The sequence below is a fragment of the Enterobacter sp. JJBC genome (genome assembly GCF_036936505.1).
In the GTDB taxonomy this organism is placed as follows: domain Bacteria; phylum Pseudomonadota; class Gammaproteobacteria; order Enterobacterales; family Enterobacteriaceae; genus Enterobacter; species Enterobacter hormaechei_C.
The window spans coordinates 2,469,456-2,484,795 of record NZ_CP136935.1; the positions used below are offsets into that span (position 1 = coordinate 2,469,456).

Genomic DNA, 15,340 nt, shown 5'->3' on the forward strand with positions numbered 1-15,340 from the left:
TTTATTACTGCTGCCCTCCGACCTTCGCCAGACTAAACCAGATCCCGACCGCCAGAATCAGCAGCATACCTCCCGCACTGCCCAGGGCCACGCTGTGCGAGGTGATGAACGCAGTTTTCGCCGCCGTCATCACCGGCTCGGCCAGTGACGGCGTCAGCTCCTGCGCCACCTTCATCGCTTCACCGATGGACGACGAGGCTTTATCGGTCAGCGACGCGCTCAGCCCCTGCGGCAGTACAATAGACGCCGAAAAGCTGCGGGTTAACAGCAAACCGAAAATGGCGATCCCCAGACCAGCGCCCAGCTCGTAGGACATGGTTTCGATCGCGCCTGCGGCGGCCGCTTTCTCTTTCGGCGCGGCAGCCATGATCGCTGACGTCGATGCCAGCAGTGCGCTGGCGGCACTGAAGCCCAACAGCACCATCAGGCTCCACGCCTGCCACTGTTGGGTGCTGAAATCAAGCATCGACAGGCCGATAAAACTGACTGCGCTTAGCCCCATGCCTCCGGCCGCGACAATGCGCAGCCCCAGACGCCCGACCAGCACACCCGCGATCGGCCCGCTAAATCCGCTCGCCACCATCACCGGCAGCATAAATATCCCTGCTTCAAACGGCGTAAAACCATGCACAAACTGCAACTCCTGCGCCATCAGCAGTTCAAAGCCCACCAGCGCAATCATGGCGGTCATCGCCATGACCACGCCGCTTAAAATAATGCGATGGCAAAACAGACGCATGTCGATCATCGGTACGCGCGCGCGCAGCTGGATACGGACGAAGATAAACAGCATCACCGCCCCGGTAAGCAGCGTAATGGTCACCATCCACGGCGACAGCACCCCTTTCAGGGCGGTTTTGGCGCTATAGACCAGCAGTAAAATCGCCACAATTAGCATAATGGCATGGCTGATATTGAGCGGCTGCTCGGGCCGCCCCTGCTGAGCAGGCACAAAGCGCGCAGCAAGCGAAACCACCATCAGCACGATCGGCACATTAATCAGGAACACCGAACCCCAGTAAAAGTGCTCCAGCAGCATGCCGCCAATCAGCGGGCCAAACGCCGCGCCGCCCGACCCAACGGCAGCCCAGACGCCGAGGGCGATATTACGGTGCCGCGCATCAATAAACAGCGTGCGGATCCCTGCAAGCGTAGCCGGAATAATCATCGCCGCGCCTATCGCCAGCGACGCGCGGGCGGCAATCAGCCAGCCCGCGGACGGCGCAAAAGCCGCCGCTAACGATGACAGGCCAAACAGCACGCTGCCGATCATCAGCAGGCGCTTAAAACCTATGCGATCGCCCAGCGCGCCCATCGGCAGCACCATCCCCGCCATCACCAGCGAGTAAATATCAATAATCCACAGCAATTCGTTGCCGCTGGCACCCAGCGTCATGCTCAATGTTGGTGCCGCCACGTGCAGCACCGTCGCGTCAATCGCCACCGGGATATATACCAGCACGATAATCACTAACGCTAACCACTGACGAAACATAAATTTCCTTTTCAGTTAAAAACTGGACACATGTCCAGATTGCGATCCTACGTAAAGTTGAACACTTGTCCAGCTCTTTGTTACACTCGTTTCGTTGCCATTGAGAGTGAGAAATTATGCGTTATCTGAGCAAGGACGAGCGGCGGGAAGAGATCCTCCAGGCCGCGATGCGCGTGGCGCTGACCGAAGGATTCGCTGCAATGACCGTGCGCCGCATCGCCACCGAAGCGGGCGTCGCCACCGGGCAGTTGCATCACCACTTTGCGTCGGCGGGCGAGCTTAAGTCGCTGGCGTTTGTCCGGCTAATCCGCGATTTGCTGGATGCTGAAATCGTTGGCGAAAACGCTGGCTGGCGCGAGCGCCTGCATGCCATGCTCGGCAGCGATGACGGCGGGTTTGAGCCCTACATTCGGCTGTGGCGAGAGGCGCAAATTCTCGCCAGCCGGGATAGCGATATTAAAGGCGCCTACGTTTTGACTATGGAGATGTGGCACCAGGAAACGGTTGCGATTATCAGGGCCGGGGCGGAGGCCAACGCCTTTACGCTTGCTGACCAGCCGGAAAATATCGCCTGGCGTTTAATTGGTCTGGTATGTGGCCTGGATGGCATATACGTATTAAATATGCCTGAAATGGACGACGCGGCCTTTAATAAGCATCTGGATAAACTTATCTCCCTCGAATTGTTTTAATACTCCCATCGGGGTATTAATTTCCGCAAAAAGTTACAATTAGTAACACATAAAGCGAACCCTGATTCCCATTCCAAACTCAGGGATTCGCTTTTTTATCTATCCTTTCAGATGTATCCCATAACATCCAATAATTCCCACAAGCTATCGACAGGTATCTTTCTGTTTTTATTTAATTTTTTCTCTCCACTTGGGTAAGCAAGAGGGTGATATGTCACATCAAAGCGAGAAGAGTAACCAGCATCTGTTGAGTAACTGGAAACCGGAAAATGCGCAATTTTGGGAGAATAAAGGGAAACATATCGCACGAAGAAACCTGTGGATTTCCGTGGCGTGTTTGCTTCTCGCGTTTTGTGTCTGGATGTTGTTTAGCGCTATTGCGGTAAACCTTAATAAGGTCGGATTTAATTTCAGCACCGATCAGCTTTTTATGCTAACGGCATTACCTTCTCTCTCCGGCGCGATATTGCGTGTCCCCTACTCTTTTATGGTGCCGATATTTGGCGGGCGTTACTGGACCGTGTTAAGCACCGTTATCCTGGTCGTACCCTGTGTCTGGCTTGGGATCGCCATCCAGAATACCGCCACGCCTTACTGGGTCTTTATCATCATCGCACTGCTGTGCGGTTTTGCCGGCGCCAACTTCGCTTCCAGCATGGGAAACATCAGTTTCTTCTTCCCGAAAGCCAGACAGGGCAGCGCGCTGGGCATTAACGGCGGGCTGGGTAACCTGGGTGTGAGCGTGATGCAGCTGGTTGCGCCGCTGGTGATTTTCCTGCCGATGTTTACCTTTCTCGGCGTTCATGGCGTCCCCCAGGAGGATGGCTCGACGATGTGGCTGGCGAACGCGGCGTGGATCTGGGCGCCGCTGCTGATTCTGGCCACCCTTGCGGCGTTTTTTGGCATGAACGACATCGCCAGCTCGAAAGCATCCATTGCCAGCCAGCTTCCGGTACTTAAGCGCTTTCACCTTTGGCTGCTGAGCCTGCTTTATCTGGCAACCTTCGGCTCGTTTATCGGTTTCTCGGCAGGCTTTGCCATGCTGTCGAAAACCCAGTTTCCGGACGTAAATATCCTCCACCTCGCCTTCTTTGGTCCGCTGATTGGCGCCCTGGCGCGTTCGGCTGGCGGGATGATTTCAGACAGGCTGGGCGGCGTACGGGTGACGCTGATCAACTTCGTCTTTATGGCCATCTTTAGCGCCCTGATTTTCCTGACACTCCCCGGGTCTGGTTCAGGCAGTTTTATCGCCTTCTATCTGGTCTTTATGGGTCTGTTTCTGACCGCAGGCCTGGGCAGCGGCTCGACCTTCCAGATGATCGCGATTATCTTTCGCCAAATCACCCTCGACCGCGTAAAAAAACAGGGCGGGAGCGACGAACAGGCACAGCATGAAGCGGTGACCGAAACGGCTGCCGCGCTGGGCTTTATCTCTGCCATCGGTGCGGTAGGCGGGTTCTTTATTCCCAAAGCCTTTGGCACATCCCTGGCGATGACCGGATCCCCGGTGGGCGCCATGAAAGTCTTCCTCGTGTTTTACATCGTCTGCGTGCTCGTCACCTGGCTGGTGTACGGCCGCAAATCCTCACAAAAATAATAACTACATCTTCGCCGGAGCGTGATGCCTCACCCTCCGGCCATGCTATCGAAGCAGGAGAAATGTCATGAGCAAACTGTTGGACCGCTTCCGTTACTTCAAAACAAAAGGCGACAGTTTCGCCGATGGGCACGGGCAGGTGTACCACACCAACCGCGACTGGGAGGACAGCTACCGTCAACGCTGGCAGTTCGATAAAATTGTGCGATCCACCCACGGCGTTAACTGCACCGGCTCCTGTAGCTGGAAGATTTATGTCAAAAATGGCCTGGTGACCTGGGAAACCCAGCAGACCGACTACCCGCGTACCCGCCCTGACCTGCCTAACCACGAACCACGCGGCTGCCCGCGCGGCGCAAGCTACTCCTGGTATCTCTACAGCGCCAACCGCCTGAAATACCCGCTGGTGCGCCGTCGGCTGATCGAACTCTGGCGCGAGGCGCTGGCGCAGCATACCGATCCGGTGCTGGCCTGGGACGCCATTCAGAACGATACGCAGAAAGCGCAGAGCTACAGGAAGGCGCGCGGTAAAGGCGGTTTTATCCGCTCAAACTGGAAAGAGCTTAACCAGCTGATTGCTGCCGCCAACGTCTGGACCATCAAAAACTACGGCCCGGATCGGGTAGCCGGTTTTTCCCCCATCCCGGCCATGTCGATGGTCTCTTATGCCGCCGGTACGCGCTATCTCTCCCTGCTCGGCGGCACCTGCCTGAGCTTCTATGACTGGTATTGCGATCTGCCTCCGGCGTCGCCGATGACCTGGGGCGAACAGACCGACGTGCCGGAATCGGCGGACTGGTACAACTCCAGCTATATCATTGCCTGGGGCTCGAACGTGCCGCAGACGCGTACCCCCGACGCCCACTTCTTTACCGAAGTGCGTTACAAAGGCACCAAGACCGTCGCCATTACGCCGGACTTCTCGGAGGTGGCAAAGCTCAGCGACCAATGGCTGGCCCCCAAACAGGGTACCGACAGCGCCCTTGCCATGGCGATGGGGCATGTGATCCTCAAAGAGTTCCATCTTGATAACCCGAGCGATTACTTCCTCAACTATTGCCGCCGCTACACCGACATGCCGATGCTGGTTCTGCTGGATGAACAGGCTGACGGTCGCGTGGTGCCGGGCCGCATGCTGCGTGCATCGGATCTGGCCGACGGGCTGGGTGAAACCAATAATCCGGAGTGGAAAACCATCGCCTTTGACGTGGCCGGAAATCTGGTGGCGCCGAATGGTTCCATCGGCTTCCGCTGGGGTGAAAAAGGCAAATGGAACCTGGAGTCGCTGGCCGCGGGACAGGAAACCGAGCTGACGCTTTCCCTGCTCATCACCCACGACAGCGTGGCAGACGTGGCCTTCCCTTACTTCGGGGGCAACGAGAACCCGCATTTCCGCAGCGTGAAGCAGGAGCCGGTGCTGACTCGCCGAGTACCGAGTAAAACCCTGACGCTGGCCGACGGCAGCCAGAGACGCGTGGTTAGCGTGTACGATCTGGTGCTCGCAAACTACGGCCTCGATCGCGGTCTGGAAGACAGTAACGCGGCGACAAACTACGCCGAGATAAAAGCCTACACCCCGGCCTGGGGCGAACAAATTACCGGCGTCCCCGCTTATCTGATAGAAAAAATCGCCCGTGAATTTGCCGACACGGCGCATAAGACCCACGGACGGTCGATGATCATTCTCGGGGCCGGTGTGAACCACTGGTACCACATGGACATGAACTACCGCGGGATGATCAACATGCTGGTCTTCTGCGGCTGCGTCGGGCAGAGCGGCGGCGGCTGGTCGCACTATGTCGGCCAGGAAAAGCTGCGCCCGCAAACCGGCTGGCTGCCGCTGGCCTTCGCGCTGGACTGGAACCGTCCGCCGCGCCAGATGAACAGCACATCGTACTTTTACAACCACGCCAGCCAGTGGCGCTATGAGAAGCTCACCGCAAGGGAATTGCTTTCTCCCCTTGCAGACGCATCGAAGTTTACCGGTCATCTGATTGATTTCAACGTCCGCGCCGAGCGTATGGGCTGGCTCCCTTCCGCGCCGCAGCTCAACCTCAACCCGCTGCACGTGAAAGCTCGCGCCGACGCCGCCGGGATGTCGCCGCAGGATTACACCGTACAGGCGTTAAAATCGGGTGATATTCGCTTCGCCTGCGAACAGCCGGACAACGGCAAGAACCACCCGCGCAACCTGTTCGTCTGGCGTTCTAACCTGCTCGGTTCGTCCGGGAAAGGCCATGAATACATGCTGAAATACCTGCTTGGCACCGAGAGCGGTATTCAGGGTGAGGATTTAGGCTCAACGGACGATGTGAAGCCTGAGGAAGTGGAATGGCAAACCGCCGCCATTGAGGGCAAGCTGGATCTGCTGGTGACGCTTGATTTCCGTATGTCCAGCACCTGCCTGTTCTCGGATATCGTCCTGCCCACCGCCACCTGGTATGAAAAAGACGATATGAATACCTCGGACATGCATCCGTTTATTCACCCGCTCTCCGCCGCCGTTGACCCGGCGTGGGAGTCCCGCAGCGATTGGGAGATTTACAAGGGCATCGCCAAAGTCTTCTCTGAAGTGTGCGTCGGGCATCTTGGCACCGAAACTGACGTGGTGCTACAGCCGCTACAGCATGACTCCCCGGGGGAGCTGTCGCAGCCTTTTGATATTCTGGACTGGCGCAAAGGCGAGTGCGATCTGATCCCCGGCAAAACCGCGCCAAACATTGCAGTCGTCGAGCGCAACTATCCGGAAACCTACGAGCGCTTTACGGCGCTTGGCCCGCTGCTGGACACGCTCGGCAACGGCGGAAAAGGCATATCGTGGAACACCCAGAATGAGGTCGATTTCCTCGGCAAGCTCAACTACGTCAAGCCCGACGGCCCGGCGAAAGGCCGTCCGCGCATCGAGACCGCCATTGATGCTTCAGAGGTGATCCTGGCTCTTGCGCCGGAAACCAACGGTCAAGTCGCGGTCAAAGCCTGGGAGGCCCTCGGCGAACTGACCGGGCGCGATCACACCCATCTGGCGCTGAACAAAGAAGACGAGAAAATCCGCTTCCGCGATATTCAGGCGCAGCCGCGCAAAATTATCTCCAGCCCAACGTGGTCCGGCCTTGAGAGCGAGCACGTGTCGTATAACGCAGGCTATACCAACGTTCACGAGCTGATCCCGTGGCGCACGATTTCCGGCCGCCAGCAGCTGTATCAGGATCATGCCTGGATGCGCGCCTTCGGGGAGAGTCTGGTGGCTTATCGTCCGCCGATTGATACCCGCAGCGTCACCCATATGCGCGAGATCCCGCCGAACGGCTTCCCTGAAAAAGCGCTGAACTTTCTGACGCCGCACCAGAAATGGGGCATTCACTCCACCTACAGCGAAAACCTGCTGATGCAGACCCTGTCGCGCGGCGGGCCCATCGTCTGGATCAGCGAAACCGACGCGCGCGAGCTGGGCATTGAGGACAATGACTGGATTGAAGCCTTCAACGCCAACGGCGCCCTCACCGCCCGCGCGGTGGTCAGCCAGCGCGTGCCGCCGGGCATGACCATGATGTACCACGCTCAGGAGCGAATCCTGAACATTCCGGGTTCAGAAGTAACCGGACGGCGCGGCGGGATCCACAACTCGGTTACCCGCGTCTGCCCGAAACCGACCCACATGATCGGCGGCTACGCGCAGCTGGCGTACAGTTTCAACTATTACGGCACCGTCGGCTCGAACCGCGACGAGTTCATCATGATCCGCAAAATGAAAAACATTAACTGGCTGGACGGCGAAGGTCGGGATCAGGTACAGGAGGCGAAAAAATGAAAATACGCTCACAGGTTGGCATGGTACTGAATCTCGATAAATGTATTGGCTGCCACACCTGCTCGGTCACCTGTAAGAACGTCTGGACCGGGCGCGAAGGGATGGAGTACGCGTGGTTTAATAACGTCGAAACCAAACCCGGCATCGGCTATCCGAAAAACTGGGAAGATCAGGATGAGTGGCAAGGCGGCTGGATCCGCGGTATTCACGGCAAGCTGACCCCACGCCTCGGCGGAAAAATGGGCGTCCTGTCGAAAATTTTCGCCAACCCCGTGTTGCCGCAGATTGACGATTACTATGAACCTTTCACCTTCGATTACCAGGATCTGCACCGCGCCCCGGAGGGGGATCACCTCCCTACCGCCCGCCCACGTTCGCTGATCGACGGTAAGCGGATGGATAAGATCGTCTGGGGACCAAACTGGGAGGAGCTGCTGGGCGGCGAGTTCGAAAAACGCGCCCGCGATCGAAACTTTCAGAAGATCCAGAAAGAGATGTACGGCCAGTTCGAAAACACCTTCATGATGTACCTGCCGCGCCTGTGCGAGCACTGCCTGAACCCGAGCTGCGTCGCCACCTGCCCGAGCGGTGCAATTTACAAGCGCGAAGAGGACGGCATTGTGCTGATCGACCAGGACAAATGCCGCGGCTGGCGTCTGTGCATTAGCGGCTGTCCGTACAAAAAAATCTACTTCAACTGGAAAAGCGGCAAGTCAGAGAAGTGCATCTTCTGCTATCCGCGCATCGAGTCCGGCCAGCCGACTGTCTGCTCGGAAACCTGCGTCGGACGCATCCGCTATCTCGGGGTGCTGCTGTATGACGCAGACCGCATTGAAGAGGCGGCCAGCACCGAGCATGAAACCGATCTGTATGAGCGCCAGTGCGACGTGTTCCTTAACCCGAACGATCCGGCGGTGATTGAAGAAGCCCTGAAGCAGGGCATCCCGCAGAACGTCATCGACGCAGCGCAGCGTTCCCCGGTTTACAAAATGGCGATGGACTGGAAGCTCGCCCTGCCGCTACACCCGGAATACCGCACCCTGCCGATGGTCTGGTATGTGCCGCCGCTGTCACCGATTCAGTCCTACGCGGACGCGGGTGGTCTGCCGCAGAGCGACGGCGTACTGCCTGCGGTAGAAAGCCTGCGCATCCCGGTGCAGTACCTGGCAAACATGCTCAGCGCGGGCGATACCGGCCCGGTGCTGCGCGCCCTGAAGCGCATGATGGCAATGCGTCACTACAAGCGCTCCCAGACCGTGGAAGGCGTGACCGATACCCGCGCCATTGAAGAGGTCGGCCTGACCGAAGCGCAGGTTGAAGAGATGTACCGCTATCTGGCGATTGCCAACTACGAAGACCGCTTCGTGATCCCCACCAGCCACCGCGAAATGGCACGCGACGCTTTCCCGGAGAAAAACGGCTGCGGCTTCACCTTCGGCGACGGCTGTCACGGCTCCGACACAAAATTCAACCTCTTCAACAGCAGCCGCATCGACGCGATCAACATCACCGAAGTGCGCGATCACGGGGAGGGAGAGTAATGCAAATCCTCAAAATCATCGCGCTGCTCATTGAGTATCCCGATGAGCTGCTGTGGGAAAACCGTGACGAAGCGCTTTCCCTGGTGGAACAGGATGCGCCCATGCTGCTGCCGTTTGCGCAGCAGCACCTGAGCGCCCCGCTGCTGGATAAGCAGGCCGAATGGTGTGAAGTCTTCGAGCGGGGACGCGCAACGTCGCTGCTGCTGTTCGAGCACGTTCACGCCGAGTCGCGCGATCGCGGTCAGGCGATGGTCGACCTGATGAGCCAGTATGAGAAAGCCGGGCTGGAGCTGGATTGCCGCGAGCTGCCGGACTATCTGCCGCTCTATCTGGAATATCTCAGTATCGTCAGCGACGACGAGGCACGTGAAGGGCTGCAAAACGTCGCGCCTATACTGGCGCTGATTGGAGGCCGCCTGAAACAGCGCGAGGTCGCGCATTACCAGCTGTTTGACGCCCTGCTGTCGCTGGCGGAAACACGGCTTTCCAGCGACAGCGTGGCGAAACAGGTATCCGGTGAAAAACGGGATGATACCCGTCAGGCGCTGGACGCCGTGTGGGAAGAGGAACAGGTCAAGTTTATCGAAGACAACGCCACATCGTGCGACAGTTCGCCGATGCAGCAATATCAACGACGCTTTAGCCAGGACGTCGCGCCGCAGTACGTGGACGTCAGCGCCGGAGGCCCAAAATGACTCATTACCTGAACGTGTTTTTCTATGACATTTATCCGTACATCTGCGCCACCGTCTTTTTCCTTGGCAGCTGGCTGCGCTACGACTACGGGCAGTACACCTGGCGCGCCTCGTCGAGCCAGATGCTCAGCAAGCGCGGGATGAACTGGGCTTCGAACCTGTTTCATATCGGCATTCTGGGGATCTTCTTCGGGCACCTGTTCGGCATGTTAACCCCGCACTGGATGTACGCCTGGTTTTTACCCATCGCGGTTAAACAGCAGTTAGCCATGATTGCGGGGGGCATTTGCGGGGTGCTAACGCTGATTGGCGGCTCTATGCTGCTGATCCGCCGCCTGTTCAACCAGCGGGTACGTGCCACGTCCACCACGCCGGATATTATCATCATGAGTATCCTGCTGCTTCAGTGCATCCTTGGGCTGTCGACCATTCCTTTCTCCGCCCAGTATCCTGACGGAAGCGAGATGATGAAGCTGGTCGGCTGGGCGCAGGGGATCGTGACGTTCAAGGGAGGCTCGTCGGAAATGCTGAGCGGCGTCGCGCCGATCTTCCGCGTGCATCTGGTGCTGGGGATGACGATCTTCCTTATCTTCCCGTTCACCCGCCTGGTGCACGTGTGGAGCGCGCCGTTTGAGTATTTTACCCGTCGCTATCAGGTTGTGAGATCGCGCCGTTAATTTTGTCGGGTGGCGGCTACGCCTTATTCCACCTACGTTCACACTCCCGTAGGCCCGGTAAGGCGTAGCCGCCACCGGGCTATTTCCCCGCCTGCGGATGCGTATCAAACCCCGCCATCACGGCCGTCAGCTCTGCCAGGGTAAAGCCGTGCTTCGGGTCATCAACGCCCAGGCCAAACCGCGCCTGCATCAGCTGATACAGCGCCTCCGCATCCGGCAAATGGATCTGCTCTTCCACATGACCGTTCTGCCAGTGGGTAAAATTAAAGTTGGTCAGCGTTAGCTTGCCCCCGTCCGGCAGGTGGCGACACATCAGCAGGTGATGACGGAAATGGGACTGCGGCCAGTGCGCCGACCAGAAGTTTCCCATCACGTAATCGTTGAAGTACTGGGTCGCCAGGTCAAAATGATACATCGACTGCCAGTGGTCGTGATGGCGGAATTGCAGTATCCAGTCGTTACCCTCGCTCAGCAAACGATAACGCCCGTGCGGGGTTTCCTGTTCCTCGTTGGCGATCAAACGAATCGGTGCCGTCAGCGTTTGTCCGCCAAATCCCACATCGGCGATCCAGCGCTCGCCGTTCAGCTCAACCAGCAGCAACCGGTGCGTACGCGGCGGCATCTGCGACGGATTAGCCAGCACAACCCGCCCCAGCACGCTGCGCACCGTAAACCCGACTTCGCGCAATACCCGCTCAAACAAGCCGTTTTGCTCGAAGCAATACCCCCCTCGACGTGCGGTGACCAGTTTATCCACCAGACACCCGTCGTCCAGATGGATTTCCCGCGGCAAAACGACGTCGATATTTTCGAAGGGGATCGCGCAGTTATGGTGTAAATGCAGCCCCCGCAGGGTATCGATATTAACCTGTACGGGCTGCTGCCAGCCCGTGCGGGCAAAATAAGCACTCAGAAATGGGGACATGATTTGCTCCAGGAGGTGATATCCCCTGTTTATAAACTATTTTCCCTTTTGCATATGCGTAAAAGTGCTTTTTCGTCATACTCATCGTGTACACGAGGAGATCCTATGAGCCACTTTCGCCCTGTTGAATTACGTCACGCCAGCCGCCTTCTGAATCACGGTCCAACCGTGCTCATCACCAGCCGGGATGAGACCATCGATCGTCGCAATGTCATGGCCGCCGCATGGTCTATGCCGGTGGAATTTGAACCCCCGCGTATCGCGATTGTGGTAGACAAAAGCGCGTGGTCACGGGAGTTGATCGAACGCAGCGGGAAATTCGGCATTGTGATCCCCGGCGTGGCGGCAGCCAACTGGACCTGGGCGGTCGGCAGCGTCAGCGGGCGCGACGAGGATAAATTTAACTGCTACGGGATCCCGGTTATTTATGGCCCTGAGCTTGACCTGCCGGTTATAGAAGAGAAATGTCTGGCTTGGATGGAGTGCAGGTTATTACCTGTCACCTCTGCGGCAGAGAAATATGACACTCTGTTTGGCGAAGTGGTTTCCGCCGCGGCGGATGAACGCGCATTTGTCGCCGGACGCTGGCAGTTTGACGGGGATAAGCTGAATACGTTGCATCACATGGGAGCGGGTACGTTTGTCGCGAGCGGGAAAATGGTGAAGGCGCTGGAATGATTTTTTAATTATACCCATATGAATTATATAAAATTTCTATGGCATTTTATGTTTATCATGACGATGTTAAACGGAGGATATTTCAGAAGCTGTTGCATAAACAATCTTTCGTAAAGAAAATATCCATGTCATGGAACAAAGATGGCGCAATATCATATGCGAAATCACACGCGCAACCCAGCAGCACGGGTTATTGTGCTCGTTACGTAACAGAAGCGATCAGAGCGGGTGGTCGATTAAAAATCCCCAACACGCGTCTGGCAAAAGATATGGGGCGCACATTAGTCAATGCAGGCTTTCACCTGGTATATGATCAACCCCATGCTGGTGACGTCGCAGTTATCCAAAATATAGTTGGTCATGATAGCGGTCACGTTTGTATATACGATGGTCAACAGTGGATCAGCGATTTTGTGCAACGCACCATGTATCCTGGGCAGGCTTACCGCAACATACAACCTCATTACGAACTGTTCAGGCATGATTAATGAAACCACTCTACTTTTTACTTTTCGCCCTGTCTCCGCTCGCGGCCGCAGAAAATATTTATGCACCGGGTCAGGCGGCACTTAAATTCAATCAATGGTATATAGCGCAGTTAGATCAGAACAAACCACCCGTACTCAATCCAGACATTATGAACGAGTACGTAGCCTCAGGGACCATTGCAGCAATTAAAGAAATGTACTCTGGCGACAGTAACGATAAAGATATGCCCGATGCGGATATGTTTATCAAAGCGCAGGACTGGGATGATGACTGGAATCAGATAACCGTCTTACATTCTGATTTTGACGCCGTTTGCACAAACGTCTATGTCGCATTTGGTAAGAAGCAAGATCATGTTATTGCAGATTGTCTCGTTGAAGAGCAAGGAAAATGGAAAGTGCGATCGGCGACGCTAATTAAGTAACAGGCATAAAATCTCTGTCGCAATAATAAAAACACATGGTAGCCAAATGACTACCATGTGCAATTAATTAACTCTTCACACGCTTCGCAATGATCTCTTCCGCCACATTCCGCGGAGCTTCCGCAAAATGATGGAATTCCATCGTATACGTCGCGCGCCCCTGGGACATCGAGCGCAGCGTGGTGGCATAACCAAACATCTCAGCCAGCGGGACGTCAGCGCGAATAATCTGGCTGCCGTACTGCTCTGCCATCCCCTGCACCAGGCCGCGACGGGAGGAGAGATCGCCCATAATGTTCCCGGCATACTCTTCCGGCGTTTCCACCTCAACGTGCATGACCGGCTCAAGAATAACCGGGTCCGCCCGCCGTGCGCCCTCTTTGAAGCCGAGGATCGCCGCCATGCGGAAGGCCATCTCCGAGGAGTCAACGTCATGGTAAGAACCAAACGTCAGGGTCGCTTTCACATCCACCACCGGATAGCCCGCCAGCACACCCGTATTCATGGCTTCTCGCAACCCTTTTTCCACCGACGGGATGTACTCCCGCGGCACCACCCCGCCTTTGGTGGCATCTTCAAACACAAAACCACTCCCGGCTGCTAACGGCTCAAGGCTCAGGACCACATGACCGTACTGCCCTTTCCCGCCGGACTGTCGGACAAATTTACCTTCTATATCTTTCACCGCTTTACGCAGGGTTTCACGGTAGGTGACCTGCGGACGACCAATGTTCGCCTCAACGCCAAACTCGCGCTTCATGCGGTCGACGATGATCTCCAGATGCAGCTCGCCCATCCCGGAGATAATCGTCTGACCGGACTCTTCGTCCGTGTGCAGGCGGAACGACGGATCTTCCGCCGCCAGGCGCTGTAGAGCGATCCCCATTTTCTCCTGATCGGCCTTGGTTTTCGGCTCAATCGCAAGCGAAATAACCGGGTCCGGGAACTCCATCCGTTCAAGGGTGATCACCGCATTCGGGTCGGTCAGCGTGTCACCGGTGGTGACGTCTTTCAGCCCGACACAGGCTGCGATATCCCCTGCGCGCAGCTCGTCCACCTCATGGCGATCGTTGGCATGCATCAGCACGATGCGCCCGATACGCTCTTTCTTGCCCTTCACCGGGTTGTACACCGCGTCGCCTTTACGCAGTATGCCGGAATAGACGCGGATGAAGGTCAGCTGGCCGACGTACGGATCGCTCATCAGCTTGAAGGCCAGCGCCGAGAACGGTTCATCATCGCTTGGGTGGCGCTCGGCGTGCTGTCCGTCTTCGTCTACCCCATCAATAGCGGGCACGTCCAGTGGAGACGGCATCAATTCAATCACCGCGTCGAGCATGCGCTGCACGCCCTTGTTCTTGAAAGCGCTGCCGCACAGCATGGGCTGTATTTCACCGGAGATAGTCCGGATCCGCAGTCCTTTGATGATTTCCGCTTCATCCAGTTCGCCCGTCTCAAGATACTTATCCATAAGCTCATCGCTGGCTTCTGCCGCAGACGAGACCATTTTTTCTCGCCACGTCTGGGCGGTACTCAGCAGATCGTCAGGCACCGGCGCGTAGCTAAATGCCATGCCCTGCGTCGCATCGTCCCACAAAATGGTGCGCATCTTGATGAGATCCACCACGCCGGTGAAGTGTTCTTCTGCCCCCACGGGGATCACAATCGGGACAGGATTGGCTTTCAGCCGCTCCTGCATCATCCGCACCACGCGGAAGAAATCTGCGCCCGGGCGGTCCATTTTGTTGACGAATGCCAGACGCGGAACATGATATTTATTCGCCTGACGCCAGACGGTTTCCGACTGCGGCTGCACGCCACCGACGGAGTCATAGACCATTACCGCGCCGTCGAGCACACGCATGGAACGTTCCACCTCAATGGTGAAATCCACGTGCCCGGGGGTGTCGATAATATTGATGCGGTGCGGTTCAAAGCCTCTGTCCATACCAGGCCAGAAACAGCTTACCGCCGCCGACGTAATGGTGATCCCGCGCTCCTGCTCCTGCGCCATCCAGTCGGTGGTTGCCGCGCCATCGTGTACTTCACCCAGCTTGTGGCTCATCCCGGTGTAAAACAGGATGCGCTCAGTGGTGGTTGTTTTGCCCGCATCGATATGCGCGGAGATACCGATGTTGCGATAACGTTCGAGTGGAATGGGTCGGGGCATGTTATTTCCTTAAGTCTTCAAGACTGGTTTGTGACGACCGGGATGGTCGCGTATTCGTTCGTTTGTTATAATAGTCCCATTGTACGAGTATTATCGAACTATTTTTTAACGGTTGACCTATTGTTGATATAGCTCAATCTCACGCGAGA

12 protein-coding genes are annotated in these 15,340 nt (G+C 56.7%); 9 read left to right on the forward strand and 3 right to left on the reverse strand.

Annotation, left to right across the window (positions count from 1 at the left end):
• Positions 1 to 4: 4 nt before the first annotated feature.
• Positions 5 to 1,495 (reverse strand): MFS transporter, encoded by a 1,491-nt coding sequence (locus RY075_RS11940; RefSeq protein WP_003857038.1) that lies wholly within the window; start codon positions 1,493 to 1,495, stop codon positions 5 to 7.
• Positions 1,496 to 1,611: 116 nt separating this feature from the next.
• On the opposite strand from RY075_RS11940, the gene RY075_RS11945 reads away from it, so the two are divergent.
• The 6 genes from RY075_RS11945 to narI all read left to right on the forward strand — a co-directional run bounded on the left by RY075_RS11945 (position 1,612) and on the right by narI (position 10,505).
• On the forward strand, positions 1,612 to 2,187 hold the full coding sequence (locus RY075_RS11945; protein ID WP_003857036.1) for a TetR family transcriptional regulator: 576 nt from the start codon (positions 1,612 to 1,614) through the stop codon (positions 2,185 to 2,187).
• Positions 2,188 to 2,398: 211 nt separating this feature from the next.
• Positions 2,399 to 3,784: a NarK family nitrate/nitrite MFS transporter gene (locus RY075_RS11950; RefSeq protein ID WP_003857034.1), complete on the forward strand. Its 1,386-nt coding sequence runs from the start codon at positions 2,399 to 2,401 to the stop codon at positions 3,782 to 3,784.
• 67 nt (positions 3,785 to 3,851) lie between these two features.
• Positions 3,852 to 7,592 carry a nitrate reductase subunit alpha gene (locus tag RY075_RS11955; RefSeq protein WP_211989022.1) on the forward strand — a complete coding sequence of 1,247 codons (3,741 nt, stop codon included), beginning with the start codon at positions 3,852 to 3,854 and terminating at the stop codon, positions 7,590 to 7,592.
• Complete coding sequence (narH, locus tag RY075_RS11960) at positions 7,589 to 9,133, forward strand: nitrate reductase subunit beta (RefSeq protein ID WP_003857031.1); 1,545 nt, start codon at positions 7,589 to 7,591, stop codon at positions 9,131 to 9,133. Before RY075_RS11955 ends, narH begins: the two co-directional genes overlap by 4 nt.
• On the forward strand, positions 9,133 to 9,828 hold the full coding sequence (gene narW / locus RY075_RS11965; RefSeq protein WP_022651230.1) for a nitrate reductase molybdenum cofactor assembly chaperone: 696 nt from the start codon (positions 9,133 to 9,135) through the stop codon (positions 9,826 to 9,828). The genes narH and narW overlap by 1 nt, the downstream gene beginning before the upstream one ends.
• On the forward strand, positions 9,825 to 10,505 hold the full coding sequence (gene narI, locus RY075_RS11970; protein ID WP_003857027.1) for a respiratory nitrate reductase subunit gamma: 681 nt from the start codon (positions 9,825 to 9,827) through the stop codon (positions 10,503 to 10,505). Before narW ends, narI begins: the two co-directional genes overlap by 4 nt.
• A 79-nt stretch (positions 10,506 to 10,584) precedes the next feature.
• On the opposite strand, the gene nhoA is transcribed toward narI, so the two are convergent.
• Entirely contained in the window at positions 10,585 to 11,430 is an 846-nt protein-coding gene (gene nhoA / locus RY075_RS11975; protein ID WP_003857025.1) for an N-hydroxyarylamine O-acetyltransferase, read from the reverse strand.
• Positions 11,431 to 11,535: 105 nt separating this feature from the next.
• Here nhoA and RY075_RS11980 point away from each other — a divergent pair, with 105 nt between their 5' ends.
• From RY075_RS11980 to RY075_RS11990, 3 genes are all read left to right on the forward strand, one after another.
• Positions 11,536 to 12,108, forward strand: coding sequence for a flavin reductase family protein (locus RY075_RS11980; protein WP_045333073.1), 573 nt, complete (start codon positions 11,536 to 11,538; stop codon positions 12,106 to 12,108).
• A 125-nt stretch (positions 12,109 to 12,233) separates the two neighbouring features.
• Positions 12,234 to 12,596, forward strand: coding sequence for a hypothetical protein (locus RY075_RS11985; protein WP_038416106.1), 363 nt, complete (start codon positions 12,234 to 12,236; stop codon positions 12,594 to 12,596).
• On the forward strand, positions 12,596 to 13,021 hold the full coding sequence (locus tag RY075_RS11990; protein WP_003857021.1) for a DUF3828 domain-containing protein: 426 nt from the start codon (positions 12,596 to 12,598) through the stop codon (positions 13,019 to 13,021). Before RY075_RS11985 ends, RY075_RS11990 begins: the two co-directional genes overlap by 1 nt.
• A gap of 67 nt (positions 13,022 to 13,088) precedes the next feature.
• Here RY075_RS11990 and fusA read toward each other — a convergent pair whose 3' ends face one another.
• Positions 13,089 to 15,191, reverse strand: a complete 2,103-nt coding sequence (gene fusA / locus RY075_RS11995; RefSeq protein WP_045342985.1) for an elongation factor G — start codon at positions 15,189 to 15,191, stop codon at positions 13,089 to 13,091.
• Between the last annotated feature and the right edge of the window lie 149 nt (positions 15,192 to 15,340).